Here is a 12,430-nt window from a genome sequence, read left to right on the forward strand (position 1 = left end):
CGCCCGCAATGCCTCACCACCCCCACCCCCCAATAGGGGGTGGTGGTGAGGCAGGTGAATTTCGACTGGTGCAACACCCTGCTCCACCCCGCTCAGCAGGTGGTGAGGCAAGATTGCTCCACCTGCAAAGGTGGGGCGTTGCAGGTGTTGCAAGTGGGGCATGATCATTGCTGCTCCTCTGCCACTTCCACGAACTTTCGCGTCACGCGCTTGTCGTCTTTGCCGTCGACTACGACGATCGAGCCGGCGGCCTTCCAAGTCTTCAAGAGGCTGACGACCTGTGCGCGGTGAGAATTCTTTTCGAGATCCAGCCCCATGACTTGCGCAACAGCGTGCCCGACCCACTGAGGTGATTGGCTGTCTTGCCGCCACTTGCCGCTTTTGATCTTATCGAAAACCTGATCGACGAGGGAGCCAGTGACGCCTTCCATGTGATCCGGCCACTGCCAAGGAACCACGACACCGACGCTGTCGCCGTACTGAAGGCCGCTGGGCGCGTTCCCCAAGTCAACGCTCTCCAATTTGAACCAGTCCGAATTTTCTACTGGAGGCGCCAGATTGGCTTTGTCGTTATAAGTACGAAAATAGACCCGATAATTGTCGACGCCGGCCTTGGCGGCCTCTTCCTCTGTCATGCGATTAACGGTTCGGACGACTCGGCAAGCATCTGTTTTTGCTTTGGCACCGCGAGCGGCATCGGTCGTTACCTCAACACCGCGCATTTTGTGGGTATGGTCGACGAGGTGCACCGCGATATTTGCTCGATCGGCAACGCGACCCCACTCCTTGACGATCATGTCTTGAGACGTGTTATCGTTTTCGGGGACCTCGTGTGATGAAACAAAGGGGTCGACCGTGAGCACGTCGATGCCGTTCGCGACGCACTCTTCCACTAGATTGTCGACGACCGGGACAACGATGAACGCGCCGTTCCGCGTCGCCTTCGCTATCACCAACGGCGTGTCCCGACCGCTGTTGACGAATAGATATCCATCCGTCTCGCTTGGCTTCAGACCATAGTGAAGCGCGGCAGCCTCTATTTTGCGCTGCGTTTCGATCAAAGGGTCTTCGAGGTTCCACAACCATGATTTCAGACGCCGTTTCGGTGCAATGCCCAAAAGGCCCTTGGCAGACACCATTGAGAGCGTTTCAGCAGTCACCAAGGAGGACTTGCCGACACCGCCCGGCGCGACAGTTGCCGTAACAAATTTTCGGATCAGCAACGTGCCATAAAGCCAATCTCGAGGCTCGATTGTTGCGGGGTCGACCCGCACATAAGGCGTCGCGGTGATCTTACGCGCGACCTGAGCCGCGCCATCTGAATACCGGCCACTTTCCTGCGCACCTGCATGATCCATCCTGGGCGGGTGGAGGTACTCGCGCCGATCCTCGATCTGCCGTGGGTGCTGGAGACCATAGCTAAAGCCGCTCTTGATCGTGGCAATGCAGCTCGCGTAACCATCGTCCTGCATCAGGCCATTTGATGCGCATGCTGCGAGCAACTCGTTGACCACACGCTGCTCATCGAGATCGCCAGAGGCAACGAGCGTCGCAAGACTGACGGCAGAATTGTTGAGTTCGACATTGCGGCTGCCGCGCAATTCACCGCGCAACTTGTCGATCTCGCCGCGAAGCGCCGCCTCAGCGTAGGCTTCCCGATGCGAACCGCTGGAGATCCGCTGACGTTCCGGAGCCCGCACCTTCGCCATCGCCAGCTCCGATATCTTCGGACCCTCTGGCTTCGCCAGGATCATTTCATAGAGCCAGTCCGGCGCCTCAGCGAAACTGAAGCAATCAAGCGCTTCTTCGATCTCATAGGCTTTACCGTTGGACGCTTTCGAGGGCGGAAAAATGAGGTAGCCGCCCTCTCCTCGAACGTTGATGCCCTTTTTCTTCAGAGCGCCTTCACGATTGCCGATTGGCCGGTTAGCCCGCCAACGAAAGAGGATGTGCTTCCCACCGCCGGGCGTAAGATGACTGTGCGTCGGTGGTAGCTTGCCATGCTTGATCTGAAGATGCGCGAGTTCCTGACGGCCATCGGGATCACCTGGCGCCTTCGGCGCGTCCGGATCAATTGCCCAGAAGCCGGCGCGCTGTCCGGCAGCAACGCCGATCATGGCGTTCGGCCACGCCGTCCACCATTCCTGGATCTGTCGCGGATCAGTAGTCGCCTTCCGAAGGCCGCCAGTGTTCGGAATTTCTTCTCCCGTGTCAGGATCAACGTCCTTCTTCGGAAGCGGCGCCTTGGTGTGGGGATTGCACGGAAACACGGGAAAGCCGCGCCTTGCATAGTCGAGCGCGGCTGTGAGCAACGGGTCGGCCAGTCCTGAGACCGGAGCGTTCATCTGCATTAGCGCTCCGTAAGACCATCGTTAAGCGACGGATCGATCCAGAGTGCAACACGCTCAAGCAGTTCTGGTCGACCACGTCGGGCGAGCAGCCGCCTCTCCTTTCGGCGCTTAATTGCGAGATCGACGCGCAGCACCGCCTCAGCGAGGTACCGGCGCGCTCGCCGCTTCCAGTAGTCGTTCGAGCCGTGCAATTCGGTTTCGGAGTTCGGCAAGTTCATTCTCTGCTGCGGTGGTGTGCGACGGCTCAACAAGAGCGCGCAACTGTTCGACTTCTTCCGCGCGAAGACGCACGCGCGGATCGCGGTACCAAAGATCCCTGATGCGACCCGCGGACCAGCCGGTCAGTTTGCGCTGCAGGCGATGCAGCACACCCTTGATCGACTCGTCAGCGTGGCGAGCGCCTGCGATCTGCCGAAGCAGATCGGCGGCCTCGTCCAAAGTCGCTGCACGCCCCACCATTTTTTTATTCCGTGAAAGCTTGTCGGATTTTTCCGAAGCCATCCGTGGTTCTCCTGTCTTTCGAAAGGAGATGCCCGCGGATGGCTTGGGTACACCTAACGCAACATACGCAACGCATACTGGAGAACGTCGACCCGTCGCTTGAGTTTGGCGACCGCAGCAACGGATCGAAATCGGAACGCAGGCGCAGCGATCATGCGCGCACCTCGGAGGGATCCTGCAATGAAGGTTCAGAGACACCGCCGCCAGCCGGCTCCGCCGACGCGCCAGCTTCACCTGGCTCTAGCGATCGCGCGGTATCGGGCGTGGGATGCTGATCTGATCGAGAAGCACGGCCCGCTTTATTATCGGCGGATGGGCTTTTCAGTGCATTAGTGTTTCCCCGGAGGGACACCCACGATTGGAACGTCACTTTCCCGGTGCTGAGGCTTTCGATCGCCGAAACGACTTTGAGCGGAGGATCAGACTCGCCCGCCTCCCAACGCTGATAGGTGCGGGCAGGATTTTTCCCCTCCACGCCAATTTCCCGCGCAACGGCCGCTAAGCTGCGTTGTTCGCTAAGGCGCCACTCTCTCGGGGTCAAAAGCTGCATTGTCGTTACTTAGCCGTTCCGCTAAGTATGCGCAACCTCTTTTAGCGATGGCGCTAATACGCCCTTCAGATATCCATAGTATATCGGCTAAATGGCCAGTCATCTCAACAACATCGCCAAATACCGAAAGCTGAGGAAGCTTTCACAGCAGGAGCTCGCCGAGAAGGTCGGCGCCCACGCCATCACTATTTCGAATCTAGAGCGAGGGCACACGGCCTTGACCGAGGACTGGCTATCCCGACTGAGCGAAGCTCTGCAGGTCGAAGAAGGCGCCTTACTAGTCATGGAACGCCCCCAGCGGGTTTTCGTTGCCGGGGAATTGTCCAGGGACGGAGTGCTCGCCTGGCCTGAAGAGGATGGAAAAGCGCTCGCGATTGCAGATCGGCCTACGCCGATCGGCGCGGATGTTCCTATTTGGGTCGTGGTAAAGGACGATTCTCTTTATCCAGCTTTTCAGGCTCTAGACGTCGTCCGCGTCGTGCCCCTACTCGAGAATGATCCCAAAGAGGTCCAATGGGCTGTGGGGCGCCTTTGCGTCGTTATGTTCGATGATAATCAAACCTCAGTCGGGTATCTGCAGAGAGGCTATTCGGGCGAGTTTTCCGTCGCTCCCGTCGCTGGGCCGGCACGAAAAGGCATAGGCCTGAAGCCCAAGATCATCATGGTGATCGACAAGGCAATCTATCAGCCCGATTTCCCTGACCGCCCAGCTCTTGGAAAAATCGGGGCTAAGACGCCGCCAAAAGATATTTAGCGGTTTCGCTAAGTTTTTGATTGCGTGGACTTAGCGAATACGCTAAGTTAGCTCTCGTTCAGCATGACGGGAGCGCCACTTGCAGCCTCATTCCTCCGCATCTTCCAACACTGCGCCAACGTGTAGCGCCGTTTCGCCGGACGACCGCCTTCCCACCTTCGCTGAGGTCGAGCGCTTCACTGCACTCGGCGCGGCCGCGGCCTGGGACCGGCTGACACCCGATCAACAGCGCAAGATCGGCACCCTCGCCATCGAGCTCGCGATTGTCGGCGGCAGCACCAAGTTCGATCTCGGCTGGACGCTCAAGCAGCTCGACGCTGCCTACGATCGCGCCGATTCGCTGCTCCAGCACTTCTATGAGCAGACCGAACCGCTCTGGGCCGACTTCTACGGCTGGAGGGCGCAATGACAGTGCGCTCGCAGGCTATCCATCTGTTAGGCGTCGATGATCGGTTCGAAGCACTGGGCCACGTCGTGCTCGACGACAAAGGCGACGCGCCCGAGCTCGTCATGCTCAACGGCGAGCCCTTCATCGCTTGCGGAAAGAAGCCGGCCGTTCTGGATCCAACCGTCCCGCTCCAATACCGCAAGGTCCGCCCCTTCCGCTTTGTTCGGAAGGCGCTCCCGTGAGTTCGCTCGACCACCTGCGGATTTCTCAACCGCCTGCGGATTTCTCGACCGCCTGCGGATGTCCGACGCTCATCGAGACCATCAGAACGGGGCTATGACAATGACCGGAGCAACCACCACTGCACACACTGACCAGGCGGCAATTATCGATTTCGGCCAAATCGGCAAGTCACGCCCGCCGCGCCGCAACGTCAAGAAGCGTCCGGATCATCCCGACGCGGATCTAATCGAAAGCTGCATAGAATGCGCGATGCAGATGGCCGCCGGAAAGGCGCCATATAAGATTGATCCAACCGACTCCGAGTTTGCCGCCTTCTGCGACGACATCTGCCGGTCGCGCGCCGATCGGGCACTTCGCGCAGTCCTTGAAATGAGCCCGTCCACGTTAGACGGACTTCGCGCTAAGGCCGGACTTGTCGAGGCCATCGTAGACGACTGGACGGACTTCCCCGGTGGGATCCAGCTCGACGAACTGCAGGCCACGCTCCTCCTTTCACTCGCGAAGGACGTCATCCGCTTTCAACGCGCGGCGATGATCGAAAAGACATCGCACCTGCCAATCGCCAGCATCTGACGGAGATTTCGCCATGCTCACGCAAAATGCCTCCGAATCGACCCCGGTGTTCGTGCCCCCGGTCTTCTTAAGTACTTCCACCACGGCGAAAGCGCCTAGTGCAGCGGCACGGCCGAAGAAATTCCCTGAGCCCTCATCGGCTTTAAAGAAGCAGAAGTCGTTCTCGGATTTGTTCTGCGCTGAATACCTCCGTCGAGCGGCAGCATTGGTTCGATCAATCCGGAAAGATCGGCGACACAAGCATTCAGCTTCGGCCGTATTCGATGACGTGGAACGCGCATATCGCGATTTTGTCGCGGCGAAGAAGCGATTGGCCAAGCTGGCCAAGCAGCTTCCGGCGAACAGAACGAAGCCGTACCCCCTTGTTGTACTTCCTCGAGAAGGCAGAGAAACAAGCTTCGCCAGCGAGGTGATCAGGTACTTTGACGATTGGACTAGAGAGGCTCGCGCTCAAAGGCGAGCTTGGATCGAAATCAATTGCATCAAAGAACAAAAGATCGAACGTCTCAAAACGCTGAAGGCCCGTACTGACGCTTTGCTGGAGGATCAGAAACTATCTGGCCTCTACGCTCTTCGTGTCGAAACTGCGGCGCGCGAGTCCGCACTTCGCAGCCTGACGTTCGAGGCCTGCTGTTCGGTCAAGCTTACGTCTCGGCTTGATTGCCAGAAAGCCGCCCACCTCATTCGCAATCTAGCCAAACGGGAAGTTGCTCGTCCCGAATACCGGATCGAGATCAATCCCTATCAGATAGCGGCCCTGAGCAAGCGCCTTGTGACAGCGCTCGCTAACCCTTCACTTAGGTAGATACCGATGTCAGCACGCCCCACTTCTGACGTCGGCCAGACGGACGCGGCGGCCTCGCCCCAGGCTCAGCCGCGTCCGTCCTCCGCGCCGCAGGATCCAGTAAATCTCAAGCTGAACCTTCTTGTCCACTCGCTCACGGAAGCGAGGGAGGAAAGCTTTGCGCATTGGCGAGCGACCCGGCGACTGATCTTGTTCGCCACGATCGTCTCAATCGTGGTGCCAGCGATTTTGGTCGGGGTGCTGCGATGAAGATGGGAAATCGCACCGCGGAAGTCGACCAGCCGATGCTGCAGATGCTGCTGTCTGACATCTACAACCAGTTTGAAGGTTCGCAGGAAATGACCGAGTACCGGGATCGCCATAACATCAACTCGGCTGCTGTTTTGACTGTGATCGACGATGAGACCGCCGCAGCGCTTGTCGAGCACCTGAAGCCGCGGATCGAGGGAAAGACCGTCGTGGAGATCGGCGGCGGCATCGGCCTGCTTTCCCTTCATATCGCGCGGGTGGCCAAGCGGGTCTACTGCTTCGAAGCCAACCCGCTTTGGTCGTGGACCTTCGCGAAGGTTCTGTTGAGCCAGAAGCCGAAGAACGTCTCCTTCATATTCGGAGCCGCAGACGAGTTCGTCGGCAGCATCAAGGCCGATGTCGCAGTGCTCGCCACCCATTCGGATATCGCCGGCATGCGGCTCGTCGGACAGCAATTCGCACCGACCGTGATCGATGTCTACGGCGAAATCATTGACGCCAAGCCGGAAGCGTTCGACCCGTTCGCCCGCCAGGCAAGGTACTACGCCTAACGCGGCCGCCCGGTGAGCAAGCGCCCCGCATCAATCCCAGCTGGTTCTTGGCCCAGGCGCATGCCTGTGGACCTGGCAGCTGGGTATTGCGGGGAACCGACCGCTGAGGCCTTCCTTAAGCGCGTCGGGAAAGAGTATCCTTTGCCCCGGGTTAAGGAAGGGCGCCGGCAGCTATGGCTCAGGGACGATCTGGACGCGGCAATTCTACCGCCGGAAGTGGTCCAGGTAACCGACATCGCCGCGGATTTGTGAACGTGGAGCTCCCTCGCCACGTCATCCCGAAGAAATTGGCGTCCGGAAAGACGGCCTTCTATTACAACGTCCCGACGCGCTATCGGAAGTTAGGCTGCCCGGTGCCGAACGAACCGCTGGGCACCGATTACGCGAAAGCGTGCGGCGAAGGCGGCCGAGCCGCAACCCTGAACGGCCTGTTCGATGAATGGATGGACGCGCGCAAGGGTCTCCCGGTATCGAGTGAGGCTGCACCCAAGATCGGCACGATCGATTGGCTCTTCCGAGAATACAGGCAGAGCCGCGCCTACCTCGAAAAGGTCAAGCCGCGGTCGCGCCGGAACTACGAATGGAATATGCGCGAGATCTGCGACACGCTTACCAAGCGCGGAGATCGCGTCGGCGGCCGGCCGATCAAGTCGGTGACGCCGCTGGGGGCGGACAAGCTGTACGATGCGTTCGTGAAAGGTGGGAAAGGCAACCGCCTGCGGACCGCTGAAAAGCTCGTCGTGCTCTGCCGCAAGGCATGGCGCGTCGTCCACCGGATCCGCCCCGCCGAGTTTCCGTCCGACATCCCGAATCCTTGGCTGGGCGTCACGATGGCAACCAGGGTCAAGCTGGTGAAGCACGCCGTCACGCGAGAGCAGGTCTACAAATTCGCTCATGGCTGCGTGGAGCGCGGAGAACCGGAGTGCGGCGCCGCCGCCGTGATCTGCTTCGAGTGGCTGCAGCGCCCAGAAAACGTGATCGCCGGTCATATCAAATGGACGGGCTATCGGACCGGCCCGAAGCCGACGATCAGGATCGAGCACCACAAAACTGGCGCCGTGATTGATCACCCGCTTGAGGAGCGCCTGCCATCCGGAGAGGTCATCAAATTCTATGAAGAGGCCGAAGGCGTCTTGGCGAACCTGACGCGCCGAGGCGTGCCGATGATCCTGCGCGAGATCGTCCCCAAGCGCCGCAGTTCGGATAAGGACGAAAAGACCGTCTCAAAGCCCTACTCGTTCTCCGGCATGCAGAAGATCGTCCAGCGCATGAGGAAGGACATCGGCCTTCCGAAGGAGTTCACCCTGGACGCCTGCCGACACGGCGGGATGACCGAACTCGAGGAGGCGGAACTGACCGAGGGACAGGGCCGCGCGCTGTCGGCCCATCGCACCCGAGAGAGCTATGCCGGGTATGCCAAGCGGACGGAGGCCCGCATGCTGTCGGCGACTCGGAAGCGCCATGCGCATATGCTGGCGAACCAAACGGCAACAGATGTTCAGAATGCGACGGCGGACGGCATTCAGAATACAGAGCAAGAACCATCAAAAACCGCCTGATAAATCAAAGCGATAGAATGGCTGGGGCGGGAGGGATCGAACCTCCGAATGGCGGAATCAAAATCCGCTGCCTTACCGCTTGGCTACGCCCCAACGCGCCGATCGAAGGCCACGTCGGTCTATAGGGTGAGTCCCGCCATTTCAACAGGGCGGCGATCGAAAAGGCACGAAAGCCGCAGGATGATGACGGTACTCTTATTATAGGGCGACGCCGCGGTGGCCGAAACAGACCGTGCGATGTCCGTTCGGACTGTTGAGAGGCCGCCGGTTTCATGGGATGACAATTTGCAAACGCCTCGTCGGGAGTAACGCCATGACCTACCGTGCGCCGATCAACGATATCCTGCTGTCCCTTAATCACGGTGCGGGGCTCGCTGCCGCCGTGGAGGCCGGCCACTACGGCGATTTCGACGGCGACATCACCGCTGCGGTGCTGGAAGAAGCCGGCAAGTTCGCCTCCGATGTGCTGGCGCCGCTGAATCGTGTCGGCGACGAGCACGGCATCAAGCTCGACAACGGCAAGGTGACGACCGCGCCGGGCTGGCCCGACGCCTACCAGCGCTGGACCGCCGCGGGCTGGAACGCGGTGTCGGGGCCGGAGGCGTTCGGCGGCCAGGGCCTGCCGCTCGCGGTCAACGCCGCCTGCACCGAGATCTGGAGCGCGTCGAACGTCGCCTTCGGCCTCTGCCCGCTGCTGACGCTGTCGGCAATCGAGGCGCTCGATGCCCATGGCAGCGCCGAGCTGAAGAAGATCTATCTTGAGAAGCTGGTCACCGGCGAGTGGACCGGCACGATGCAGCTCACCGAGCCCAATGCCGGCTCCGACGTCGGCGCGCTGCGCACCCGCGCCGAACGCGCCCCCGACGGCACCTATCGCATCAAGGGCACCAAGATCTTCATCACCTATGGCGAGCACGACATGACCGACAACATCGTGCATTTCGTGCTTGCACGATTGCCCGATGCCCCCTCGGGCACCAAGGGAATTTCGCTATTCCTGGTTCCGAAATTCCTGGTCAATGCCGACGGCTCGCTCGGCGAGCGCAACGACATCCATGCCAGCGGCGTCGAGCACAAGCTCGGCATGCACGCGTCGCCGACCTGCACCATGACGATGGGCGATAAGGGTGGCGCGATCGGTTATCTGATCGGCGAGGAAAACCAGGGCATGCGCTGCATGTTCACGATGATGAACCAGGCCCGCCTCGGCGTCGGCCTCGAAGGCGTCGGCATTGCCGACCGCGCCTATCAGCAGGCGCTGGCCTATGCGCAGGAGCGCAGGCAAGGGAAAGCTATCGGCAAGGCCATCGGCCACAAGAGCGACGGGATGGATCCGATCATCGTGCATCCCGACGTCAAGCGCATGCTGATGCAGATGCGCAGCATGACGGCGGCGGCGCGCACGATCTGCTACGCCACCGCGGTCGCGCTCGACGTTTCGGTGCGCGCCAAGGACGCCAAGGTGCGCGCCGAGGCAGCGGCCCGCGGCGCGCTGCTGACCCCGATCGCCAAGGCCTTCTCCACCGACATCGGCAACGAGGTCGCCTATCTCGGCGTGCAGATCCACGGCGGCATGGGCTTCATCGAGGAGACCGGCGCCGCGCAGCATTATCGCGACGCCCGCATCACCTCGATCTACGAGGGCACCAACGGCATCCAGTCGATCGACCTCGTCACCCGCAAGCTCGGCGCCAATGGCGGCGCCTCGGTCTGGGCGCTGCTGGACGAGCTCGCTGCCGTCATCAAGCAGGTCGAGACCTCCAACGATCCGGCCTTCGGCACCACGGGCGCCAAGCTGCGCGACGCGCACGTCGCGCTGGAGCGCACCAGCAAATGGCTGCTCGAGCGCCTCGCCTCGGCGCCGAACGAGGCACTGGCCGGCGCAACGCCCTATCTGCGGCTGTTCGCCGCAACGCTCGGCGGCTGCATGCTCGCCGGCGAGGCGCTGGCCGCCAAGGCGAACGGCGAAGCCGAGCCGCAGCGCTATGTCGCGCTGGCGCGCTTCTTCGCCGAGAGCATCGCCGTGCAGGCGCCGTCGCTGGAAAAGACCGTGACCGAAAGCGCCGAGGCGGTGACCGGCGCGGATGCGGTGCTGGCGGGGTAAGATACTTTCCACCGTCATTGCGAGGTGGAAGGGCCCAAAGCGCTGTGCTCGCCAAAGGCCCTACTCGCTGGTTTGATGCAAACGACGTGCAGCATCGCAACTGTCGTCCCTGCGAAAGCACTAGCGTATATACATATCCTCCGCAGTCTTTCCGGAGTCTTCTCAAAGAGTTGGCCGAAAACCGCAGAGAACTTACTCATCTGCACTAGGGTTGCGCCCGCCGATTCCGGCTCTCGCCTAGTAGCTAACCCCTCGATGATGAGTCGGTTTTCTAGCCTCGAAGAGATGTGTAAATGCCCTAGTGCGAAAGCAGGGACCCATAACCACAGCCTTCCGTTGTTGAAACGAGCTGTGGCTCCAGCTTTGCAAACCAACCGGCATTTGCGGTTATGGGTCCCGGATCGCGCTTCGCTTGCCCGGAACGACATCGAGTTTTGCGTCCAACCGCCGAGTCACACGTTTTGTCAGCGATCCGCGCGAAACGCGCGAAACTCCTCGGGGCCGTCGAGCAAGTCACGCTTGCGCGCGGCCCGATCGAACTGACTGGCGGAATGATCTGCCATTGCGTTAATGGCCGTGCCGGCCAGGTTCTGCGCACGTCGCCGTTGATCGTCGTGCCTCGATCGAACATCCCGATCCACGGCTCGCCGACGACAGATCTCATCGGAGATACGTTCCTGGAGGCATCGGGTGCCTCGATAAGATCGCCGCGTCATCTTGCACGATCCTTCCAGCAGGATCGGTACGGGCTAAGTCTCCCGTGTGCCGCCTGCTTGCTGTGGCGATTGTCGTGTCGATTGTCCTGGCGCCGAAGGTTTGGACGCCGGGAATTTGGGTTTCCGCGGAGGGGCCGCGATCAATCCATCCCGTATCGCTTGCTTGCGGGCAAGCTTGCGGGCTCGCCGCACGGCCTCGGATTTCTCTCGAGCCCTTTTTTCCGATGGCTTTTCGAACGATCTGCGGCGCTTCATTTCTCTAAAGACGCCTTCGCGCTGCAGCCTCTTCTTTAGAACTCGAAGCGCCTGGTCGATGTTGTTGTCCCTGACAAGAACTTGCAACGGATCACCTCTCTCGCGGTACAACGCACATTGAATGAACAAGACGAGAGCCCGCTCTATCAGTGACAGAGCGGGCCACACTGCCATTCCAGTACATCCGTGGAACGGCAGCCGACCAACAACATCGCGGAAGCTTCAGCCGCGGTGCTACAAGCACGCGTCCTCGCTTTCATCCGACGATGTCTTTGGAAAAAGGTCCAGCGGGACCGATCTACAAGGCTCAAGGCCAGTCGATCCAGAACAGTTATGCACTTATCTCGGCTATGCAAGACGCAATCGCAGATTGTGACAATTATATCCGACGGTTCAACCACGGCGAGATCATGGCTGAACGGCGATGGCGGCTTGACCGCGAACGCGAAAAGCGGTTCCCCAAAAATCTCCATCGTTGCCGAGTAGCAAATTCGCTCCAACAGGCGCAGAGTACAGCGCTGCCGGATGACTATTGAGCGCCGGCACCTGAGAGCCTGGGCAGCTCCCGCCACAAAAGGGAGCCGAAGATGGCAACCCGCTACTATTTCGATATCCGCAACGGCGAGCAACTCTATGCCGACAAACAGGGCATCGAGCTACGCGACGAGGAAACTGCCGCGCACGAAGCGATGCAGTCATTGCTCAGCATAGCCAAGGAGAACCTGCCTTTGGGCAAACACAGGCTGCTGGCGTTTGAGGTCCGGACGGACGAAGGGCCGCTGTTTCAGGTCAGTCTCAGTCTGGGTATCACAAGGTGCTAGCTGCCGCGCT

At 60.3% G+C, this 12,430-nt stretch carries 12 protein-coding genes and 1 tRNA gene; 9 read left to right on the plus strand and 4 right to left on the minus strand.

Translation table 11 applies throughout. The annotated features are described in order from the left end of the window. Nucleotides 1–164 precede the first annotated feature (164 nt). Both I6F38_RS20795 and I6F38_RS20800 read right to left on the minus strand, forming a co-directional pair. A complete protein-coding gene (locus tag I6F38_RS20795; RefSeq protein ID WP_225161616.1) occupies nucleotides 165–2,351 on the minus strand; it encodes a bifunctional DNA primase/polymerase in 2,187 nt (728 codons plus the stop codon). A 138-nt stretch (nucleotides 2,352–2,489) separates the two neighbouring features. After that, a complete protein-coding gene (locus I6F38_RS20800) occupies nucleotides 2,490–2,852 on the minus strand; it encodes a hypothetical protein (RefSeq protein WP_225161617.1) in 363 nt (120 codons plus the stop codon). Nucleotides 2,853–3,493: 641 nt separating this feature from the next. Here I6F38_RS20800 and I6F38_RS20805 point away from each other — a divergent pair. The 7 genes from I6F38_RS20805 to I6F38_RS20835 all read left to right on the plus strand — a co-directional run bounded on the left by I6F38_RS20805 (nucleotide 3,494) and on the right by I6F38_RS20835 (nucleotide 8,524). Further along, nucleotides 3,494–4,156, plus strand: a complete 663-nt coding sequence (locus I6F38_RS20805; protein WP_225161618.1) for a helix-turn-helix transcriptional regulator — start codon at nucleotides 3,494–3,496, stop codon at nucleotides 4,154–4,156. 79 nt (nucleotides 4,157–4,235) lie between these two features. Next, a complete protein-coding gene (locus tag I6F38_RS20810; protein ID WP_225161619.1) occupies nucleotides 4,236–4,565 on the plus strand; it encodes a hypothetical protein in 330 nt (109 codons plus the stop codon). Continuing rightward, nucleotides 4,562–4,786, plus strand: coding sequence for a hypothetical protein (locus I6F38_RS20815; RefSeq protein WP_225161620.1), 225 nt, complete (start codon nucleotides 4,562–4,564; stop codon nucleotides 4,784–4,786). The genes I6F38_RS20810 and I6F38_RS20815 overlap by 4 nt, the downstream gene beginning before the upstream one ends. Nucleotides 4,787–4,886: 100 nt before the next feature. After that, nucleotides 4,887–5,360, plus strand: a complete 474-nt coding sequence (locus tag I6F38_RS20820) for a hypothetical protein (protein ID WP_225161621.1) — start codon at nucleotides 4,887–4,889, stop codon at nucleotides 5,358–5,360. A 13-nt stretch (nucleotides 5,361–5,373) separates the two neighbouring features. Continuing rightward, the gene (locus I6F38_RS20825) at nucleotides 5,374–6,165 is read left to right on the plus strand and encodes a hypothetical protein (protein WP_225161622.1); all 792 of its coding nucleotides are present in this window, start codon (nucleotides 5,374–5,376) and stop codon (nucleotides 6,163–6,165) included. A 245-nt stretch (nucleotides 6,166–6,410) separates the two neighbouring features. Then, nucleotides 6,411–6,965 carry a hypothetical protein gene (locus I6F38_RS20830; RefSeq protein ID WP_225161623.1) on the plus strand — a complete coding sequence of 185 codons (555 nt, stop codon included), beginning with the start codon at nucleotides 6,411–6,413 and terminating at the stop codon, nucleotides 6,963–6,965. Between the two features lie 254 nt (nucleotides 6,966–7,219). Then, nucleotides 7,220–8,524: a hypothetical protein gene (locus I6F38_RS20835; RefSeq protein WP_225161624.1), complete on the plus strand. Its 1,305-nt coding sequence runs from the start codon at nucleotides 7,220–7,222 to the stop codon at nucleotides 8,522–8,524. An 18-nt stretch (nucleotides 8,525–8,542) separates the two neighbouring features. On the opposite strand, the gene I6F38_RS20840 is transcribed toward I6F38_RS20835, so the two are convergent. After that, nucleotides 8,543–8,617: transfer RNA gene (locus tag I6F38_RS20840), tRNA-Gln, on the minus strand. Between the two features lie 220 nt (nucleotides 8,618–8,837). Here I6F38_RS20840 and I6F38_RS20845 point away from each other — a divergent pair. Next, nucleotides 8,838–10,628, plus strand: coding sequence for an acyl-CoA dehydrogenase (locus I6F38_RS20845; RefSeq protein WP_225161625.1), 1,791 nt, complete (start codon nucleotides 8,838–8,840; stop codon nucleotides 10,626–10,628). A gap of 749 nt (nucleotides 10,629–11,377) precedes the next feature. Here I6F38_RS20845 and rpsU read toward each other — a convergent pair. Next, the gene (gene rpsU / locus I6F38_RS20850) at nucleotides 11,378–11,686 is read right to left on the minus strand and encodes a 30S ribosomal protein S21 (RefSeq protein WP_092083604.1); all 309 of its coding nucleotides are present in this window, start codon (nucleotides 11,684–11,686) and stop codon (nucleotides 11,378–11,380) included. Between the two features lie 500 nt (nucleotides 11,687–12,186). Between rpsU and I6F38_RS20855 the strand changes: the two genes are divergently transcribed. Beyond that, nucleotides 12,187–12,420, plus strand: coding sequence for a hypothetical protein (locus tag I6F38_RS20855; RefSeq protein WP_225161626.1), 234 nt, complete (start codon nucleotides 12,187–12,189; stop codon nucleotides 12,418–12,420). Nucleotides 12,421–12,430: the final 10 nt, after the last annotated feature.

The organism is Bradyrhizobium sp. BRP56 (assembly GCF_020194035.1).
Classification (GTDB): domain Bacteria; phylum Pseudomonadota; class Alphaproteobacteria; order Rhizobiales; family Xanthobacteraceae; genus Bradyrhizobium; species Bradyrhizobium australafricanum.

What these genes read in the sequence shown, in the direction of transcription:
- I6F38_RS20795 (WP_225161616.1), bottom strand. Translation starts at nt 2,351, where the DNA reads ATGCAGATGAACGCTCCGGTCTCAGGACTGGCCGACCCGTTGCTCACA.
- I6F38_RS20800 (WP_225161617.1), bottom strand. Translation starts at nt 2,852, where the DNA reads ATGGCTTCGGAAAAATCCGACAAGCTTTCACGGAATAAAAAAATGGTG.
- I6F38_RS20805 (WP_225161618.1), top strand. Translation starts at nt 3,494, where the DNA reads ATGGCCAGTCATCTCAACAACATCGCCAAATACCGAAAGCTGAGGAAG.
- I6F38_RS20815 (WP_225161620.1), top strand. Translation starts at nt 4,562, where the DNA reads ATGACAGTGCGCTCGCAGGCTATCCATCTGTTAGGCGTCGATGATCGG.
- I6F38_RS20820 (WP_225161621.1), top strand. Translation starts at nt 4,887, where the DNA reads ATGACCGGAGCAACCACCACTGCACACACTGACCAGGCGGCAATTATC.
- I6F38_RS20825 (WP_225161622.1), top strand. Translation starts at nt 5,374, where the DNA reads ATGCTCACGCAAAATGCCTCCGAATCGACCCCGGTGTTCGTGCCCCCG.
- I6F38_RS20830 (WP_225161623.1), top strand. Translation starts at nt 6,411, where the DNA reads ATGAAGATGGGAAATCGCACCGCGGAAGTCGACCAGCCGATGCTGCAG.
- I6F38_RS20845 (WP_225161625.1), top strand. Translation starts at nt 8,838, where the DNA reads ATGACCTACCGTGCGCCGATCAACGATATCCTGCTGTCCCTTAATCAC.
- I6F38_RS20855 (WP_225161626.1), top strand. Translation starts at nt 12,187, where the DNA reads ATGGCAACCCGCTACTATTTCGATATCCGCAACGGCGAGCAACTCTAT.